Genomic DNA, 17,165 nt, shown 5'->3' with positions numbered 1-17,165 from the left:
CGGACTGGCCGCTTGGGCACTGGGGGCAGCAAGCCTTAACTGGCATTGGCCAGCGGCTGTTCCGGCGTGAGGTAGAGGGAAAAATCCCGGATCCCCGCCTGAAGGGCGGCGAAACAGTCGGGATCGATGGCGCTGCCCAGATGCTCGGCCATCATCTCCAGCGCCTGGGGCACAGGGATGGCGTCCCGATAGGGGCGCTTGGCGGTGATGGCGTCGAAGATGTCGGCAGTGGTGATGATACGCGTCTCAAGGGAGATCTCCGCCCCCTTGAGTCCCTTGGGGTAGCCCTTGCCATCGAGCCGCTCATGGTGGGCGCCGGCCACCTGGGCCAGCTCCCTGAATGCCCCTATTCGGCCCAGGATCTCCTCGGTATAGGCGGCATGCATCTGCACCGCGGCCCACTCCTGCCCGTCGAGCTTGCCCGGCTTGTCGAGGATGGCGTTGCTCACCCCGAGCTTGCCCACGTCGTGGAGCAGGGCGCCCCGCTTGAGCCAGCGCCGTCTCGATTCAGACAACCCCATCTGGGCGGCAAGCAGGTCGGTATAGAGCGCCACCCTGCCGCTGTGGCCCGCGGTATAGGGGCTCTTGGAATCCACCACCTGGCCAAAGGCCGCGGCTATCTCGTCCAGATAATCCTCATCGAGCGCCACCTCCCCCTGCCCGGCCGGGTGGTCGAAGACCCACTCGGTCAGCCTGGGGTCGGTCAGCCCCTGCCAGAACGCCTCGTCGGCCAGCGCGTCAAACTCGGCGACCAGGGCGGGATCAAACCAGCTGCCGCTGCGCTCGCGCAGCTCCCTCTGCGCCGCATCCGGGCCTGCGGCGGCGTGAAACACATCCACCACCTGACAGAGCAGGGCGATGCGGGAGAAGAGCGGGATCGCCTCACCCGCCAGTTGCAGCGGCCGCCCCTTGCCATTCCAGTGTTCATCGAGGGAGAGGATGCCGTTGGCCACCTCGTCACTGAAACGCAGCTGGCGAGCGATGTCCGCCCCCCGGTGGCAGCGGGTCTGGATCAGCTCGTTGGCTATCTGATCGCCGTTGCGAAAGATGTGGAACAGGCTGCGAAAACGGCCGAGCAGATCCGCCTGCAAGCCGGTGTGACCCAGCACGAAGTTGACCACCTCGGAGAGGGAGCCATCCACCAGCTTGAAGTCGCGCTTGAAGTGAAGATCGTCGGTGAGATAGAGCTCGCAGATGCGGGCGGCATTGCTGCTGCACCCCAGATCTTTAAGCAGCAGGGTGTAATAGAGGTCGTGGCGCTGCCGGGCATCCAGTCCCAGCCGCTCCCCCAGACGGGCACCTATCCAGCAACAGCGGATGCAGTGCCCCCGTGGTTGACCCTCGGTCATATCGAGCGCATGACTGAGGGAACCAATCAATTCAGCCAAGCGCAACCCGGTCACCGTCATAGCCTGCTCCCTTAGACATAATGGCGATCTTGCCAGCCGCTATGTATACCCTTTTCAGAGAATAAAAGATCAGGTTTCTGAAGAGCTTAAACCTCAACCTTGGCCGCGTTTGCCTTTTCGTCCAGCTGCTTGCGGGTCAGGGTCGAGACCAGCTTGTCATCCAGATAGATCTCCAGCAGCTCGCCGCGCATCTCCCCGCGCATCATGTCGCGATGACCGTCGATGTAGTGGATCTCCATCTGGGCGGTGCGCTCGTCCGGGTAGCTCACCGTCACCTCGCGCACCCCTTGGGGCAGCATGGCGAGTGGCACCTTGTTGAGGGCCGGATCCAGATGCTGGTTGACCTTGATCACCGCATCGGCCTTGTGATCCACCAGGGCCGGCGACTTGCCGGTGATGGGGTTCTTGCCCGACCAGAATTCGATGGTGTTGAACACGAACAGATCCGCCGTCGCCGCCAGGCCATAGACGGGGGAGAGCAGCACGAAGACACCGGCACGGCCGTAGCGATTGTCCACCACGCTGAGGTTGCCCTTGGTCACCATGGAGGAGAGCCCCATCTGCCCCATGCAACCGCCGAGCCCCATGCTCGCCACCGTCCCCAGCAGCAGGGCCAGAGCCCTGCTTTTCTGTCGTACTGCCATTGTTTTCTACCCGCTCAATGAAAAATGAGGCGGCAGCCTAAACAAGGCGGCGGGGGGCCACAATTCACAAGGCCGGGGTGGTACAGCCAGGGTTCAGCTTGGGGGCTCGTTCGCTCACTCTTTTGGCGATCCTGACAGAGGGTGTCGCCAGAACAGGCGACTCATATGGAGAGTGCTGAGACCGTCTGGGAGACCCGGCTCGCCTCCTGGTGGATGTCGTTCATCAGCTTGTCCACCTCGCTGATTTGCTGCTTGCCGAGTTCGGCGCTGCCCGCCACCCCGGCCATGTCGTCGGTCACCCTGGCGGTCAGCTCGCGGTTCTTCTGCACCACCTTGGCTATCTCGGCGGTGGAAAGGGAGGTGCGGGCCGCCAGCTGGCGTACCTCGTCGGCCACCACCGCAAAGCCCCGTCCCTGCTCCCCCGCCCGCGCCGCCTCGATGGCCGCGTTGAGGGCCAGCAGGTTGGTCTGATCGGCGATGGCGCTGATGGTCGAGACGATGGCCTCTATGCTCCTGGACTGCTCGTTGAGCTGACCGATGAGGGCGATGGCCTGATCCACCTGGGCGGCGATCAGGGAAGAGGTATCGACCACGGCGCGCAGCAGCTCGGCACCGGCCTCGGCGCTGCTCAAGGTCTCCTGCGCCGTGCTGTGGGCCAGCCTGGCCGCTTCCCGGGTGGCGTGGTTCTGCTCGATGCGGGCCGTGATGTCGCTGGCGAACTTGACGACCCTGACCACCTTGCCGTTCTGGTCACGGATAGGGTTGTAGCTGGCCTCCAGCCAGACAGCGTCCCCCCGGCTGTTGTGGCGCATGAAGAGGCCGGACTTGAACTGGCCACGGGCCAGCTCCTCCCAGAATCTGGGCTGCTCGCGCAGGAAGGCCTCGTCGCAGAAGATCCTGTGATGCTTGCCCGCAATCTCGTTCAGGCGATAGCCCATGGTGTCCAGGAAGTTGGCGTTGGCGCTGATGATCTCGCCGCTCGGGGTGAACTCTATCATGGCCCGGGAGCGGTCCAGCGCCTGGGAGAGCGCCTCCAGGCGTTGCAGCCGCTGATGCTGTGCCGTCACATCGCTGGCTATCTTCACCACCCGGGTCACCCTGCCCTGCTGCTTCACCGGGAAATAGCTCGCCTCCAGCCAGCATGTCTCGCCCTTCTGGTTGACGCGCTCGAAGGTGCCGGACTGCGCCTCCCCCTGGGCGAGGCGGCGCCAGAACTGCTGATAGTCGCCGGACTGTGCCCACCCCTTAGGGCAGAGCAGGCTGTGGTGACGCCCCAGCAGTTCGCTCGCACCATACCCCACCAGGCTCAGGAAGGGGTCGCTGGCCTCCAGGATCTCCCCATCCGGGCTGAAGATGATGGTCGCGGCACTGCCCTTGATCGCTTCGATCAAGCCCTGCTCTTCATCGAGCCGGGCCTGACAGGCCTGCAACTGCGCCTTGAGTTTGTGATTGAACATGACACTCCTACCTCGTTGACGATCCGGATCGGCACCACAGCCTCCCCCCACTGACTGTATCGGCCCCGCAAGTCCCAATATGAGTGGTCAGATGACTTTGGGTCATGGGGGGCGCGCAGTGTAGAGAAAAGCAACGCCGCCGCCAAGGGCTGCCAGTACGTAACAGAATCTGCCGAGGATCACTGCGGCTAGTTCAGGGGGCGGGATACCACTCCAGGCAGGCCGGATTGGAAACAAAACCGAGCCGCTCGTAGAGCGGACGCCCCTGCTCGCTGGCGTGCAGCCACAGCTTGCCCAGTCGCTGTTCCCGGGCATGGGCCGCCATGGCATCGAGCAGGGCGCTCGCCATGCCCCGCTTGCGCCAGGCTGGCCTGGTATACATGTTGAGCAGATAGGCCTCGCGCCCCGCCAGGTTGCCCGGATAGGGTGGCCGCACGAACAGAGCCAGGGTGCCGCACGCCACCGCCTCCCCCTCGACCTCCACCAGCCAGGAGCGGGCGCTGCCCTCTTCCTGCGCCCGGGTGAAATAGGCCAGCGTCGCCTCCCAGAGGGCGGGGTCCTCATCGGGCCGGGCAAGCTCCCCCACCTCGCAAAAGAGTGCCATGCGAAGATGCACCAGGGCGGGAATATCGGCGGCCAGGGCCTCGCGAACCATCATCTTTTTCTCCTCGGGTGGCATGACAAGAAGGGGCCCGCAGGCCCCTTCATCTGGCAGCCACCTTAATGGCCGCTGCGTCCTCTGGCAAGGCGCCAGCTGTCCAGCGCCAGTGGGCCTGCGCCCCACACCGCCAGGGTCAGCAACATCCAGCCCCACAGCTGGTGATCGTGAAAGCCTCCCGCCCACAGGGCCGGGTAGGAGATGACCGCCATGGCGTTGAAGCCAAACAGCAGCAAGGCGACCGGGCGGGTGAAGAGTCCCGCCAGCAGGAAGAGCGGCAGCAGCAACTCGGTCGCGGTGCCCACGTAAGCCGCCCACTGCCAGGGCAGCAGGGGCACCTGATACTCGAACTCGAACAGGTAGAGGGTGGAATCCCAGGCCGTGAACTTGAGCCAGCCGGATCGCAGGAAGACGGCGGCGACCCAGAGTCTGGCCAGCAGCAGCAGGGCACCGCTGCACCAGGGCAGGATGCGCTCGGCAAAGAGGCCAAGCGGCTTGGTGAGAGTCTGTGTTCTCATGGGGCAAGCTCCAGATCGACCAGCAGATCGAGGGTGATGAGGGGGGCCAGGTGCTCAGCCATGGCCGGATCCTGTGCCAGCAGACTGGCCAGCGGCCTGCCCTGCTGGCAGCCTTGCAGCAGGCACCAGGGGGTTGCATCTAGGGGGACGGGCTCGACCCTGTGGCCGGGGCGTTTTTTCAGGGCCAGCCAGCAGGGGGCATCCAGCTCGCTGACCGCCTCCCCGCCGTGCAGGGCCATCTGCCAGAGCGCCAGCACCGGATGGCGGCTCTCGAGCAGCAGCAGATCGCAGGCGGGGTGCAGCACCAGTTGCTCCCACTGCGCAGGAGAGAGGGCGGCGAGTCGCTCGGCGGGCCAGCGCCTGGGCTCTGGCGCCAGCAGGGAGGAGCGCTCCAGCAGCCACTCGAAGCGGGCCAGCTCCCCGAGCCAAGGCAGAGCCTGGGTGGTCGGCAGGCGGGTCAGCCAGTCGCCAAAACCCGCCCCATAGTGCATGACGCTCCCCTCCTGCAGGGGCTCGGCCAGCACGAATCCCCGGGCCGCGGCGGCGAAGAATTCCTCCCCCACCATGGCCTTGACGGCGGGATAGCTGCTGGCAAGCACCTCGGTGAGGCCGAGGATGACGTTGTTGCGATAGATCTGCAGCAGGGCGTCGGGGGCAAAGCGCCCCGGCTGGATCTGCGCGAGGATGGCGTCATCCTCGCCGAGCAGACCGCTGGCGAACCCCTGCTGCAGGTGGGCAAGTTCAGACATGGGCGGCCTCCTGCGAAGTCCGCCGCGCCGCGCTCAGTATGGCGTCGGCACGTCCGGCCTCGCCGAGCAGCACAGGCAGCGGGGGTATCTCCAGATCCCACTCGATCAGGGTGGGGATGGCGCGCTGCTGGCAGACTCGGCCATAGAGCGCCCACACGGGGGGCGCCACCGGGGTGCTGTGGGTGTCGATATAGAGGTGCCCCTGGGGCAACGCCTTGTCGGTAAACCCGGCCAGGTGGATCTCCCCGACCGTATCGAGATCGATGGCGGCCAGGTAGTCGGCGCAGTCGAGGCCGTGATTGACGCTGCTGACATAAAGGTTGTTGAGATCGAGCAGGACGCCGCAGCCGCTGCGCCGCGCCAGCTCGGCCAGAAACTCCGCTTCGCCCATCTCCCCGGGCAGTTGCAGATAGGAGGAAGGGTTCTCGATGAGCAGTTGCCGGCCCAGCGCCTGCTGCACCTTGTCTACCTTGTCGCTCATGTGCGAGAGGGCCTCGCGGGTGTAGGGCATGGGCAGCAGATCGTTGAAATAGCGCCCGCCTATGCTGCCCCAGCTCAGGTGCTCGGAGACCCGCACCGGCGCTATGGTCGCCACCAGGGCCGTCAACTGGCGCAGGTGCGCAGGGTCGAGCGGGTCGGCGGAGCCCAGCGACATCCCGACCCCGTGCAGGCTGACGGGGTAGTGTGCGGCGAGTTCGGCCAGCACCTCGAAGCCCTTGCCGTGGCGCTCGAAGTAGTTTTCGCTGTGCACCTCGAGCCAGCCGACCCCGGGCAGGGTCTGGCGGATCTCGTCGTAGTGGGGGGGACGTAAACCTATACCGATCAAGGGGTTCATGGCAGGGCTCCCTCAGAGGAAGGGGCCATGATGTGGCGGGCGCCACACCATGGCATGGGGCTTACTTGGGTTGCAGCGACCCGCCCGCCAGCTTCTCGCACAGGCCCTTGGGCATTACCACGAAGGCATCGCCCTGGGCATCCATCTTGGCGGTACCGGCGCAGGAGCCGCCTTTGGTGGCGCAATCATTCTTGCCCGCCTTGACCACGCCGTAGCACTTCTCCTTGTCGTCCGCCGCCATGACTGGCGCGGCGATGAGCTGGGCACCCAGGGCCAGCAGACCCGTCATGGCAGAGGCGATGGCAGTACTCTTTTTCACGTTCATATCCCTATTCCTTGTTGTCTAGAGTGGTGTCTCCGGCGCATCTCATCCGGCTACGTTCAATAGAACCGGACGAGGGGAGAAAAGATTTCCCAAAAATTGAAAAAAACCTGAAAAAAAGCCAACAAAACGCCAATAACATATTGTTTTTTAATGAATATAAATTTAATCAAAAAATGGAGGATATGCGGCGGCCCGGCCATCCCTTATCAAGGAGGCCTTGCCAAGGACGCCGGGATAACGCCCCCCTTGCTCCGCCACCGCACAGCCACCACAACAAGAGAGGGGCACATGGCCCCTCTCTTTTCCCAGACGAGCGCCTTCCCGAGGCGCTCGCCCACCCCTTGCCCCTGGGCTCAGGTGGTCTTGACACACTTTTGCACGAAGCTGTTCTTGGCCGCCCCGGCGAGTTTCTTGTCGGCGGCCGCCTTCTCGCACTGAGCCGTCTTGTCGGCGGCCCCGTCCGTCTTCACGCATTTCTGGATAAAGCTGTTCTTGGCAGCCCCCGCCAGCTTCTTGTCGGCGGCCGCCTTCTCACACTGGGCTGCCTTGCCGTTGGCCGAGGCATCCTTGACGCACTTGCCCACGAAGCTGGTCTTGGCGGCCCCCGCCAGCTTCTTGACCGCCGCCTGCGCCTCGCACTCCTGCTGCGCCCCAGAGGTAGCGCCCTGGGCCACCCCCATTCCCATGCCCATTACCGTCACACACAGACTCAACACCATCAGGATCCGCTTCATATGACAAACTCCCATCCATCTATCCATTGTGGTTAGCCCCAACTCACGCGGGCCAAACGAGGCACCCTCGCCTCGCTGCACTATAGTCCCCCCGCCCCGTGACAACAAAAAGCGCCCCGGCTCGCCAAATACCCCATCCCAGCCCCGCCCCGGCCTCCCCGCTCAGCCCCTACGATTGTTGAGCTGGCGCAAAAAACGCAGATCTTCCTGATAGTTGCGTCACTTTTTGACTGGTTTGCGCATGAGGCTTGAGGGGAAATCTGGGACAGCCACCTTTCTGAGCCAGCTATTGCTTAGCTGGCTATATCTCTCATCACACACAGCTCCCCCAAGAGCCCGCTAGAGATCGGGGAAGCAAGCGATTTTTACGTGGCGGGCCGCGTGTTCAGACGTGGTAATGCCTGACACCACACAAATGCCAAGGGGGGGAAAACGGGATCAAACGGATTAACAAGGTGGCTGATGGCATCGTCGCTGGCCGCAGTGCCAGGCAAACTGCTGGCAGTGGTCTTTGTCACCCACCACTCTGATGCCCTGGCGCCTGAACAGTGTCACTTGTTTCAACCAACGGGCACCATCAAGGCCCAATCGCGCCAGAATGGGAGCCAGGTGAGCAGGAATATAACCCCGCTTGTCAGCTCTTATCGCGTGACCTGTCCAATCCACCAGCATTAGATAATCGGTAAAGGCATAAGGCAGGCCCTCCGGTTGGGCTTGGCTTGCGAATGGCAGCAACAAAGGTGGCAATGGCGCGTCTGGTTGCTCTCCCTCAAAGCGTTGCTTGATGCTGGTGTAATCGCTCTCCTCAGGTCGGTCCGCCAATGCCGCCCGTATCGGGTTGAGATCAACGTAGGCCATGCAGGCCAGCAGGGCTGATTCGGTGAGCAGAGCTTGGCTCTTGAAGCGCCCTTCCCAGAAATGGCCCTTGCAGCCATCTTCCCGATTCGCCTGCCGTGCCAGGTTTTCATTGAGCAGCCGCACAAACCAACTGATGGAATGAAGCCGCTCCCGCCACTGCCCTATCAGTTGTTGCACCACAGTCCGTTCGGGCTCAATCAGGGATTCCCCCTGATACCAGCGCCGCACCAATAGCGGCCACTGGAACAGTGCCGCCCAACGTTCGGCCACCTCCCGCTCACTCCAACTTGCTGCGGTGTCGGGCTCCACTTTGAGCACCAGGTGATAGTGGTTGCTCATCACCGCATAAGCACAAATACCGATGGCAAACAGTCGCGACAGCTGCCCTAGCTTGTCAACCACCCACTGACGACGATGCTCGTAACTCTGGCCAGAATGGGCATCTTCCCCGCACAGAAAAGCTCGCCGCACGCAGCGGCTGACCACATGGTAGTAAGGCGTATCTTGCAGGCTGATTTGACGTGAACGGGCAATGGTCATGGCTCACCCCCTGGGCTGTGACCTCTCAAGCCAAGTACACGACTAAACCGCTGTCAAAAAGGTGGGTGTCCCGATTTAAAAAAGACGGTACCGCCATCAGGCCACGTGCGGGGTGAGCAAGTCATGGCTGCGCAAGTGCTGATGCCCCCAGAAAGCCATCAGCAGTACTAGGGCACCGGCACATATAGCAACGAAGAAACCGGCCCGGACGCCCCCTTCATCCACGACCTGACCAGATACCGCCGCCCCCAGGGCAACCCCGACGTTCAGTCCGGCCAGCAGCCAGGTCATGCCCTCGGTCAGGCGATGCTCAGGGACCAGACGTTCGACCAGAGACATCGCCACTATCATGGTGGGGGCAAAAAACAGTCCGGCGATCAGCACGGCAACCGCCAACGCGGGAATGCTGCCCACCAGCAGCAGCGGCAGCGTGGTGATGGACGTCGCCAACCCGCCCAACAGCAGCAGGCGATGCAACGGGGTTTGCAGCTTGAGTGCCCCAAACAGCAGCCCCGCCAGACAAGAGCCTATGGCGTAGGCCGACAGCACCAGACTGGCCGCCGCCGGTTGACCCCGTTGCTCTGCAAAGGCCACGCTGACGATGTCCACTGTGCCGACGATGACCCCCATCGCCATCATCAGCAACACCAACAAACGCACACTCACCAGCCGGATCACTGTGCCCGAATCTTCGGTGGTGGCGCCTTGCACCTCGATCGGCGGCTCGGTTTCACGCTGCACGACCAGGGCGGAGACCCCCAGCATCAACAGCAGCGCCGCCGCCAGCGGGCCAGCCTGAGGGAACAAGATCACGCAAAGCCCCACCGACAATGGTGGCCCGGCAATGAAGGTGACTTCATCAAGTACGGTTTCCAGCGCATAGGCGGTCTGCAAGCTCGGCTGTCCCCGGTAGATGGCCGTCCAGCGTGCCCGTATCATGGCCGACATGCTTGGCATGAAGCCGGCAAGCAAAGCGCCGATGAACAGGGTCCAGTCGGGGGCTTGCCACCATGTGCTGACGAGCAGGAGCAACAAGCCGATGACGCTGATGGCAGTGGTCACAGGCAGCACCCGACCCTGCCCAAGCCTGTCCACCAGCCGTGAAATCTGCGGCGATAACAGGGCATAAGTCAGCACAAAAGCCCCCGACACGGCCCCCGCCAAGGCATAGCTGCCACGCAGTTGCGCCAGCATGGTGATGATGCCGATGCCTGTCATGGGCAATGGCAGCCGGGCCAGCAAGCCCGCCAGGGCAAAGCCCTTGCTACCGGGGGCGGTAAAAAGGGTGCGATAAGGGTTGGTCATCTCGATTTCTCCATAGGGTTCTGCTTGTCACGGCATCGCTGTGCCGTGACAATACATACATTGCGTATGAATAAAACATACATACGTACTGAATGTAAACAAAGATACGCATCGTATGTAAGGAGAAGACTATGGCTCGTCGCACCCGCGCCGACATGGAAGCAACCCGCGCCACCTTGCTGGCGACGGCCCGCAAGGTGTTCAGCGAACATGGCTATGCCAGCACTTCGATGGACGATCTCACCGCACAGGCCAATCTCACCCGAGGTGCGCTCTATCATCATTTCGGCGACAAGAAAGGATTGCTGGCGGCGGTCGTAGTGCAGATCGATGCCGAGATGGATGCCCGCCTGCAGTCCATCTCAGATAGCGCCGAGGATCCCTGGGACGGCTTCTGTGCACGCTGCCGAGCCTATCTGGAAATGGCACTGGAGCCCGAGATCCAGCGCATAGTGCTGCGTGATGCCAAAGCGGTGCTGGGGGGAACCACACCGGAAGCGCAGCGCCACTGCATCGCCTCGATGCAGCAGCTAATCCACCGATTGATCCAGCAAGATGTGGTGGTCGAAGCCGACCCTGAGGCGCTGGCATCGCTGATCTATGGCAGTCTGGAGGAGGCTGCGTGCTGGATTGCCGAAAGTGAAGAAGGCAGTGTGCGCCTGGCTCGAAGCGTGGCAGCCCTGGAGTTGCTGCTACGCGGGTTGCGAGTGAGGTAGGGATCTGGGAGGGGATCTGGGACACACAGCTTTGTCAGTGTCAAAAATGTGGGTGTCCCAACTAACCCCTCCTCCTCCAACTTATCCCTCCCAACTTCCCCCTAATCGTTTGCAGGCAGATCGCCATGCCGCTGCGCCGCCAGCAGGGATGTGCCGTAGGAGTTGTCCACTGTGCAGCGCCACTGCCCATCGGCCTCCTTGCGAAACACATAGGTGGCGCGCCGGTTCTCGTCGATCCAGCTACCTTGCCCGTCGGGATAACGCAGTCGGGTCTCCATGATCACCAGGGCGTTGTCGGCCCCTTCTATCACCTCCATGGCCCCCTGGGTCACCTCAAGCCGGCCGTCAAAGTAATCGGAGATGGCGGTGAAGGCGCGGCGGATGGCGGGAATGCCGCGCGCCACCATGCCGGGTTTGACCACCAGAGCGGCGTCCTCGGCATAGAAGGCCATCAGGGCGTCGAAGTCGCGCCGGGAGATGGCGGCGTCGCAGGTCTCGATCAAGGTGCGAAGGGGATGCGGGCTCATGTCGTGCTCCTTGTTTCAGGGTCATCATCCAGGGCGGGGTTTCCCGCCCTCTGCCAGACATAAAAAATCCCCCGCTCTCGTGATAAAAGCGGGGGATCTTCAGCGTCTCATGGCGACTTAGCCGAGCAGGAAGGCCTTGAGGCGGCCAAAGTCTGCGGGCAGGTTGTGGGAGAGCAGCGGCAGCGCGGCATGCTTGGCAAGCGGGCCCGGCAGCGGCACATCCAGATTCAGGATCTCGTCCACCGACTCCTTGAACTTGGCGGGATGGGCGGTGCAGAGGAAGACCCCCACTTCGTCCTCAGCCAGCTGTTCGCCCAGCAGATCCCAGGCAATCGCCCCGTGGGGTTCGCACAGGTAATCGAGCTGATGCAGGCGCTGCAACGCATCGCGAGTCTGGGCATCGTCACGCATGCCGGACCCCAGGGTCTCCAGCGCCCAGCCTTCACGGCGGCAAAGCTCCTCTACCCGTGGCCAGTTGTTGGGGCGGCTCACGTCCATGGCGTTGGAGAGGGTCGCGACCGTCTGGTGCGGCTCCCAACTGCCGGTTTTCAAGTAGCGCGGCACTGTGTCGTTGGCGTTGGTGGCGGCGATAAAGCGCTTCACCGGCAGCCCCAGCGCCTTGGCGATGAGGCCTGCGGTGAGGTTGCCGAAGTTGCCGGACGGCACGCTGATGACCGCCTTGGCGCGGTCGGCCTTGGGCAGCTGGGCCAGGGCCTCGAAGTAGTAGCAGACCTGGGCCAGCAGGCGGCTGATGTTGATGGAGTTGGCGGAGTTGAGGCCAATCGCCTTCTTCAGCGCCTCGTCGTCAAAGGCATCTTTGACCAGCGCCTGGCAGGCATCGAAGTCGCCGTCGATGGCGATGGTGCGGATGTTGCCGCCCAGGGTGCAGAAGAGCGCCTCCTGCAGCGGGCTTATCTTGCCCTTGGGATAGAGGATGACCACCTCGATCCCCTCCAGGCCGTAGAAGGCGTGGGCCACGGCGGCGCCGGTGTCGCCGGAGGTAGCGGTCAAGATGGTGATCTTGTCGTTGGTCCTGAACGCGGCGAGGCACTGGGCCATAAAGCGGCCGCCGAAGTCCTTGAATGCCAGAGTCGGGCCGTGGAACAGCTCGAGGGCATAGGTGCCGTCTTTCAGCTTCACCAGGGGCGCCGGGAAGGTAAAGGCAGCATTGATCAGCTCGCTCACCTTAGGCTTGGGCACTTCGTCCCCCAGCAGGTGGCTGATGATGCGAGCGGAGCGCTCGGCGAGCGGCAGCGCCAGCAGGGCATCCACATCGGCCAGGGGCGCGATGGTTTCGGGGAAGAAGAGCCCCTGCTCGCGGCCCAGACCCTGGCGCACCGCCTGGGCGAAGCTCACCTGTTCACTCTTGTCCTTGATATTGTAAAGATTCATAGCTCGCTTCCTGTTACCCGTGCCCCGGCCATGTCCAGTTTGCAGACCCGGGCAAATCCATCTTCATTGCGCACGAAATGCGCTTCCATCCACTCTTTCATCCGCTCGGCCTGGGCCAGATCCTTCATCACCACGAACACGGTGGGACCTGAGCCCGAGATGCCGGTGGCGAGCGCCCCGTTCTGGGCCGCCTGAGCCCGCACCTCGTTGAAACCTTCGATAAGCGCCGCGCGGTAGGGCTCGGCAATCACGTCTTTGAGCACGCTGGCCGCCAGCCCCTCCTGACCTGTGTAGCTGGCGTGCACGAAGGCCGCCAGCCGGCGGCCATAGGTGAGGCAATCCTGGCGGCGATACTGGGCCGGCAGTATGGCGCGGGCGGCGGCGGTGGAGACTACTGTGCCCGGGTAGCAGACCACCCAGTACCACTCGTCAAACACCGGAATGCCCTGGCTGATGACGCCGTGCTCTTCCAGCACCAGCTGCATACCGCCGAGATAGCAGGGGGCCACATTGTCGTAGTGGACCGAGCCGGAGATCTTGCCTTCCATCTCCCCCATCAAGAGCAGCATATCGTGTTCATTGAGGGGCGCGCCGTGGAAGGCGTTGAGCCCCTCCAGCGCCGCCACCACGCTGCAGGCGCTCGATCCCAGACCCGAGCCCACCGGCAGGTTCTTCTCCAGCACCATCGCCAGCGGCTTGAGTTTGATGCCGCGCTTCTCCAGCGCCTCGCCATAGGCGACCCAGCAGTCATGGAGGATGTTCTTCCTGGGATCGTCCGGCAGCTTGTGGGCGTAGCGGCCCACGGAGGAGAGGGCGAACGCCACATCGGCAGCCTTTACCTGGACGCGATCCCCGAGCAGGGAGCCATCCACGGGGGCGAGCGCCGCCCCCAACACATCGAATCCCACGCTCAGGTTGGCGCTGGAGGCCGGGGCATAGGCGACCACACTGCCGCCCTGCGCCATGGCATCTTGTTCAAAATCGGGGTTCATCGCTGAACTCATGTTACAGCTCCTGCTTCCAGTTCTGGGTGCGCAGCACGTCGGCGAAGACGCCGGCGGCGGTCACTTCGGTCCCTGCGCCATAGCCGCGCAGCACCAGGGGGATGGGCTGGTAATAGGTGGAGAAGAAGGCGAGCGCGTTCTCCCCGTCTTTCACCTTGAACAGGGGCTCGTCGGCACCGACCGCCTTGATGGCGACCTTGCACTTGCCCCCTTCGATGGAGCCCACGTAGCGCAGCACCTTGCCCTCGCTCTGAGCCAGGGCGAACTGATCGCGGAACCAGCCATCGGCCTCGGGCAGACGAGCCATAAAGGACTCCACATCGCCGCTCACATCAAAGCCTGGCGGCAGCGCCTGCTCCACTTCCACATCGGAAAGCTCCAGTGCCATGCCCGCCTCGCGGGCCAGGATCAGCAGCTTGCGAGCCACGTCCATGCCGTTGAGATCGTCGCGGGGATCCGGCTCGGTGAAGCCGTTGCTGCGGGCAATCTTGGTCGCCTCGGAGAAAGCCATTCCCTCGTCCAGCTTGCCGAAGATGAAGGAGAGCGACCCGGACAGGACGCCGTCGAAAGCGCGCAGCTTGTCACCGGCCTTGATGAGGTTCTGCAGGTTCTCGATGACCGGCAGGCCCGCGCCCACGTTGGTCTCATACAGGAACTTGCGGCGGGTCTGGCGGGCGGTGCGGCGCAGCGCCTTGTAGTAATCGAGCGACCCGGTGTTGGCCTTCTTGTTCGGGGTGACCACGTGGAAACCGGCGGCCAGGAAGTCGGCATACTGGACGGCGACGGCCTCGCTCGAGGTGCAATCGACGATCACCGGGTTGATGAGGTGGCTCTCTTCCACCAGCTTCTTCACCGCTTCCAGGCTGAAGCTGCCTGGGGCCTCCACCAGCTGTTCACGCCAGTTGGCGAGGCTCAGCCCATCCTTGTTGACCGCCATCTGGCGGCTGTTGGCGATGCCGACCACCCGCAGACCTGTGCCCTGCTCTGCGAGCACCGGCTGCTGGCGGGCAATCTGATCCACCAGGGCCGCGCCGACACCGCCGACGCCGACCACGAAGAGATCGATGAATTGCTGACTGCCGAAGAAGTTCTGGTGGCACGCCTTGATGGCTTCCGCCACCTTGCGATCCCGCACCACGGCCGAGATGGAGCGCTCGCTCGAGCCCTGGGCGATGGCGACTATGTTGATGGAGGCCTGGGCCAGGGAGGTGAAGAAGCGCGCCGCCATCCCCTTGCTGGTGCGCATGCCGTCCCCGATGAGGGAGATGATGGCGAGATCTGTCATGATCTCGAGCGGATCCAGCAGCTGGTTCTTGAACTCCAGCTCGAACTCGCGCTCCAGCACCTTGCGGGTCTTGTCGCTGTCATAGCTGTGGATACAGAAGCTGACGCTGTACTCGGAGGATGACTGGGTGATCAGCACTATGCTGACCCCGGCGCGGGAGACGGCGGAGAAGATCCGGCCCGCCATGCCCACCATGCCCTTCATGCCAGGGCCGGAGACGTTGAACATGCACATGCCGGAGAGATCCGAGATGGCCTTCACTTTCAGGTCATCATCCCCCTGATCGACCCCGATCAGGGTGCCAGGCCCCTGGGGGTTGAAGCTGTTCTTGATGAGGCAGGGAATGTGGAACTGGGCCACGGGGGCAATAGTTTTCGGGTGCAGCACCTTGGCACCGAAATAGGAGAGCTCCATCGCCTCTTTATAGGAGAGGGTTTTGAGCAGGTAGGCATCCGGCACCAGGCGCGGGTCGCAGTTGTAGCAACCTTCCACGTCTGTCCAGATCTCGCAGCACTCGGCGTCCACGCAGGCGGCCAAGACGGCGGCGGAGTAATCAGAGCCGTTACGGCCCAGCAGCACTGTTTCGCCCTTGTCGCTGCCACCGGTGAAGCCCGGCATCAGGTAGAGACAATCGGAACGCAGCCCCTTGGCGGCAAAGCGCAGGCGGGAGGCTTCGATGTCGACGTGGGCTTCGAGGTAGCCGCCGTCGGTGACCAACAGCTGCTCCGGCACGATGAGATCCAGTTCGAGACCGCGCACCCGCAGCAGCTCGTGCATAAAGGCGATGGAGAGGTTCTCCCCCCGGCTCAGGATGCGGGCCTGGACGTTGTCCGGGCAGAGGCCCAGCAGGCGGATGCCCTGCATCAGGCGCTCGACCTGATCCAGCTCATTGGTGAGACGAGCTTGCAGCGCCTTGTCATCCAGCGCCGGGTAGGCCGCCTTCAAGCCCGCCAGCAGGCGGGAGAAGATGCCGTTGATCTCGAACAGGGTACTGCTTGCATCCATGCCGCGACTAGTCTGCTCCACCAGGGCGACCAGGTGGTTGGTCACCTTGGCCGGTGCCGACAGCACCAGGGCAACCTGGGATTGGCCGTGGGTGTTCACCGCAATATCGGCGACCCGTAAGAAACGCTCTGCGTCGGCCAGTGACGACCCGCCAAATTTCAACACTCTCATCGCTTTCTCTCCCTGTAAATCTATGAAATTCAATCTAAAAACCAATCCAACAAAAAGGCCCGTACTGGGTGGGTACGGGCCTTTTAAGATTTCTGTGCTTGTTCGTCAGCGCATCAACCGGCCCCAGTGCCACCTGTGGTGGTACCGGTAATAATGGTGGTGGTGATGATGTTGGTGAATAGCTGCATGACGAACACTCTTGAACGAAACTGGTTGTTAGCAATACCTTGCCGGACCTTGGGCTGTCAACCTAAACCTCTTTGCTACTCACGCCCAAATCGGCGAGCGAGGTCTTTGCAGAGCAGATGCAGCATATTCAGATCCCGCTGCGGCAGCATGGGTACTCGGTCCATCACCCATTGATGTAGTTTTTCATCCTGAGAAACTCCGAGTTCACCAAGCAATTCTGCTGTTTTTGATTTGAGTACGCGAACCTGCCCGGCACCATCAAAATTTTCTGCTACCGCCTGGGGCTCGTCCAGCAGGGGACTCATCTCGTAGGCGTACAGCATGATCGCCTGCCCCAGATTCAAAGAGGGATAACTCACCTTGAGGGGCAGGTAGCTGATGAGATCCACCTGGGCAAGCTGCTCGTTGGAGAGACCCGACTCCTCGCAGCCAAAGACGATGGCCACTTTTCCAAGGGAAGGCTTGGCGCGGATCTGATCGCGGATCTCGGCCGGGGTGAGGTAGTGCTGATAGCGGCCGCGCTGGCGGGCCGTGGTGGCGACCACCAGATCCATGTCGGCCAGAGCCGCTTCCAGGGTGTCGAAGGCTTCTGCCTCGGCCAGGATCTCCTGGGCGCCGTGGGCGACCCAGCTCGCCTCCTCCTCTTCGTGTACCCGGCTCCCTACCAGTCGCATGGCATCGAAGCCCATGGTTTTCATGGCGCGGGCGGCCGCACCCACGTTCGCCGCGCGAGCGGGGGCCACCAGTACAAAATAGAGTTTCATCGGGTTTCTCCTGAACAGGGCCGACGCCGCGAACTGCAGCAAACCGCCGGCAAAACAGGGGCGCAATCTACCGTTTATCC

At 62.9% G+C, this 17,165-nt stretch carries 17 protein-coding genes; 1 reads left to right on the top strand and 16 read right to left on the bottom strand.

Features of this window, described 5'->3' with window-relative positions:
• Window positions 1-35: 35 nt before the first annotated feature.
• The 11 genes from ACB030_RS07070 to ACB030_RS07020 form a co-directional block, all read right to left on the bottom strand.
• On the bottom strand, window positions 36-1,409 hold the full coding sequence (locus tag ACB030_RS07070) for an HD-GYP domain-containing protein (protein WP_371158768.1): 1,374 nt from the start codon (window positions 1,407-1,409) through the stop codon (window positions 36-38).
• A gap of 86 nt (window positions 1,410-1,495) precedes the next feature.
• Window positions 1,496-2,053 (bottom strand): DUF3332 domain-containing protein, encoded by a 558-nt coding sequence (locus tag ACB030_RS07065; RefSeq protein ID WP_371158767.1) that lies wholly within the window; start codon window positions 2,051-2,053, stop codon window positions 1,496-1,498.
• A gap of 161 nt (window positions 2,054-2,214) precedes the next feature.
• Window positions 2,215-3,510, bottom strand: a complete 1,296-nt coding sequence (locus ACB030_RS07060) for a methyl-accepting chemotaxis protein (protein WP_371158766.1) — start codon at window positions 3,508-3,510, stop codon at window positions 2,215-2,217.
• 193 nt (window positions 3,511-3,703) lie between these two features.
• On the bottom strand, window positions 3,704-4,168 hold the full coding sequence (locus ACB030_RS07055) for a GNAT family N-acetyltransferase (RefSeq protein WP_371158765.1): 465 nt from the start codon (window positions 4,166-4,168) through the stop codon (window positions 3,704-3,706).
• A gap of 62 nt (window positions 4,169-4,230) precedes the next feature.
• The gene (locus ACB030_RS07050) at window positions 4,231-4,686 is read right to left on the bottom strand and encodes a DoxX family protein (RefSeq protein ID WP_371158764.1); all 456 of its coding nucleotides are present in this window, start codon (window positions 4,684-4,686) and stop codon (window positions 4,231-4,233) included.
• Window positions 4,683-5,435, bottom strand: a complete 753-nt coding sequence (locus ACB030_RS07045; RefSeq protein WP_371158763.1) for a putative DNA-binding domain-containing protein — start codon at window positions 5,433-5,435, stop codon at window positions 4,683-4,685. Before ACB030_RS07045 ends, ACB030_RS07050 begins: the two co-directional genes overlap by 4 nt.
• Window positions 5,428-6,270, bottom strand: coding sequence for a DUF692 domain-containing protein (locus ACB030_RS07040; RefSeq protein WP_371158762.1), 843 nt, complete (start codon window positions 6,268-6,270; stop codon window positions 5,428-5,430). The genes ACB030_RS07045 and ACB030_RS07040 overlap by 8 nt, the downstream gene beginning before the upstream one ends.
• 61 nt (window positions 6,271-6,331) lie before the next feature.
• The gene (locus ACB030_RS07035) at window positions 6,332-6,595 is read right to left on the bottom strand and encodes a DUF2282 domain-containing protein (RefSeq protein WP_371158761.1); all 264 of its coding nucleotides are present in this window, start codon (window positions 6,593-6,595) and stop codon (window positions 6,332-6,334) included.
• 353 nt (window positions 6,596-6,948) lie between these two features.
• Window positions 6,949-7,329 carry a hypothetical protein gene (locus tag ACB030_RS07030; RefSeq protein ID WP_371158760.1) on the bottom strand — a complete coding sequence of 127 codons (381 nt, stop codon included), beginning with the start codon at window positions 7,327-7,329 and terminating at the stop codon, window positions 6,949-6,951.
• Between the two features lie 447 nt (window positions 7,330-7,776).
• Window positions 7,777-8,727: a transposase gene (locus ACB030_RS07025; protein WP_371158759.1), complete on the bottom strand. Its 951-nt coding sequence runs from the start codon at window positions 8,725-8,727 to the stop codon at window positions 7,777-7,779.
• Between the two features lie 96 nt (window positions 8,728-8,823).
• Complete coding sequence (locus ACB030_RS07020; protein WP_371158758.1) at window positions 8,824-10,032, bottom strand: MFS transporter; 1,209 nt, start codon at window positions 10,030-10,032, stop codon at window positions 8,824-8,826.
• A gap of 131 nt (window positions 10,033-10,163) precedes the next feature.
• Between ACB030_RS07020 and ACB030_RS07015 the strand changes: the two genes are divergently transcribed.
• The gene (locus ACB030_RS07015) at window positions 10,164-10,748 is read left to right on the top strand and encodes a helix-turn-helix domain-containing protein (RefSeq protein WP_319913265.1); all 585 of its coding nucleotides are present in this window, start codon (window positions 10,164-10,166) and stop codon (window positions 10,746-10,748) included.
• Window positions 10,749-10,849: 101 nt separating this feature from the next.
• Here the strand turns inward: ACB030_RS07015 and ACB030_RS07010 are convergent, their stop codons facing one another.
• The 5 genes from ACB030_RS07010 to ACB030_RS06990 form a co-directional block, all read right to left on the bottom strand.
• Window positions 10,850-11,275, bottom strand: coding sequence for an SgcJ/EcaC family oxidoreductase (locus tag ACB030_RS07010; protein ID WP_371158757.1), 426 nt, complete (start codon window positions 11,273-11,275; stop codon window positions 10,850-10,852).
• 117 nt (window positions 11,276-11,392) lie between these two features.
• A complete protein-coding gene (gene thrC, locus ACB030_RS07005) occupies window positions 11,393-12,667 on the bottom strand; it encodes a threonine synthase (RefSeq protein WP_371158756.1) in 1,275 nt (424 codons plus the stop codon).
• Window positions 12,664-13,632 (bottom strand): homoserine kinase, encoded by a 969-nt coding sequence (gene thrB / locus ACB030_RS07000; protein ID WP_371158860.1) that lies wholly within the window; start codon window positions 13,630-13,632, stop codon window positions 12,664-12,666. The genes thrC and thrB overlap by 4 nt, the downstream gene beginning before the upstream one ends.
• Before the next feature lie 40 nt (window positions 13,633-13,672).
• A complete protein-coding gene (gene thrA / locus ACB030_RS06995; RefSeq protein ID WP_371158755.1) occupies window positions 13,673-16,132 on the bottom strand; it encodes a bifunctional aspartate kinase/homoserine dehydrogenase I in 2,460 nt (819 codons plus the stop codon).
• 263 nt (window positions 16,133-16,395) lie between these two features.
• Window positions 16,396-17,085 (bottom strand): tRNA/rRNA methyltransferase, encoded by a 690-nt coding sequence (locus tag ACB030_RS06990; RefSeq protein ID WP_168234623.1) that lies wholly within the window; start codon window positions 17,083-17,085, stop codon window positions 16,396-16,398.
• Window positions 17,086-17,165: the final 80 nt, after the last annotated feature.

The organism is Aeromonas sp. S16(2024) (genome assembly GCF_041403065.1).
In the GTDB taxonomy this organism is placed as follows: Bacteria; Pseudomonadota; Gammaproteobacteria; order Enterobacterales; family Aeromonadaceae; genus Aeromonas.
This window is presented reverse-complemented; position numbering and strand designations above follow the sequence as displayed.

Excerpts from the sequence above, each read along its gene's own strand:
- ACB030_RS07070 (WP_371158768.1), bottom strand. The coding sequence starts at position 1,409 with ATGACGGTGACCGGGTTGCGCTTGGCTGAATTGATTGGTTCCCTCAGT.
- ACB030_RS07065 (WP_371158767.1), bottom strand. The coding sequence starts at position 2,053 with ATGGCAGTACGACAGAAAAGCAGGGCTCTGGCCCTGCTGCTGGGGACG.
- ACB030_RS07060 (WP_371158766.1), bottom strand. The coding sequence starts at position 3,510 with ATGTTCAATCACAAACTCAAGGCGCAGTTGCAGGCCTGTCAGGCCCGG.
- ACB030_RS07055 (WP_371158765.1), bottom strand. The coding sequence starts at position 4,168 with ATGATGGTTCGCGAGGCCCTGGCCGCCGATATTCCCGCCCTGGTGCAT.
- ACB030_RS07050 (WP_371158764.1), bottom strand. The coding sequence starts at position 4,686 with ATGAGAACACAGACTCTCACCAAGCCGCTTGGCCTCTTTGCCGAGCGC.
- ACB030_RS07045 (WP_371158763.1), bottom strand. The coding sequence starts at position 5,435 with ATGTCTGAACTTGCCCACCTGCAGCAGGGGTTCGCCAGCGGTCTGCTC.
- ACB030_RS07040 (WP_371158762.1), bottom strand. The coding sequence starts at position 6,270 with ATGAACCCCTTGATCGGTATAGGTTTACGTCCCCCCCACTACGACGAG.
- ACB030_RS07035 (WP_371158761.1), bottom strand. The coding sequence starts at position 6,595 with ATGAACGTGAAAAAGAGTACTGCCATCGCCTCTGCCATGACGGGTCTG.
- ACB030_RS07030 (WP_371158760.1), bottom strand. The coding sequence starts at position 7,329 with ATGAAGCGGATCCTGATGGTGTTGAGTCTGTGTGTGACGGTAATGGGC.
- ACB030_RS07025 (WP_371158759.1), bottom strand. The coding sequence starts at position 8,727 with ATGACCATTGCCCGTTCACGTCAAATCAGCCTGCAAGATACGCCTTAC.
- ACB030_RS07020 (WP_371158758.1), bottom strand. The coding sequence starts at position 10,032 with ATGACCAACCCTTATCGCACCCTTTTTACCGCCCCCGGTAGCAAGGGC.
- ACB030_RS07015 (WP_319913265.1), top strand. The coding sequence starts at position 10,164 with ATGGCTCGTCGCACCCGCGCCGACATGGAAGCAACCCGCGCCACCTTG.
- ACB030_RS07010 (WP_371158757.1), bottom strand. The coding sequence starts at position 11,275 with ATGAGCCCGCATCCCCTTCGCACCTTGATCGAGACCTGCGACGCCGCC.
- thrC (WP_371158756.1), bottom strand. The coding sequence starts at position 12,667 with ATGAATCTTTACAATATCAAGGACAAGAGTGAACAGGTGAGCTTCGCC.
- thrB (WP_371158860.1), bottom strand. The coding sequence starts at position 13,632 with ATGGCGCAGGGCGGCAGTGTGGTCGCCTATGCCCCGGCCTCCAGCGCC.
- thrA (WP_371158755.1), bottom strand. The coding sequence starts at position 16,132 with ATGAGAGTGTTGAAATTTGGCGGGTCGTCACTGGCCGACGCAGAGCGT.
- ACB030_RS06990 (WP_168234623.1), bottom strand. The coding sequence starts at position 17,085 with ATGAAACTCTATTTTGTACTGGTGGCCCCCGCTCGCGCGGCGAACGTG.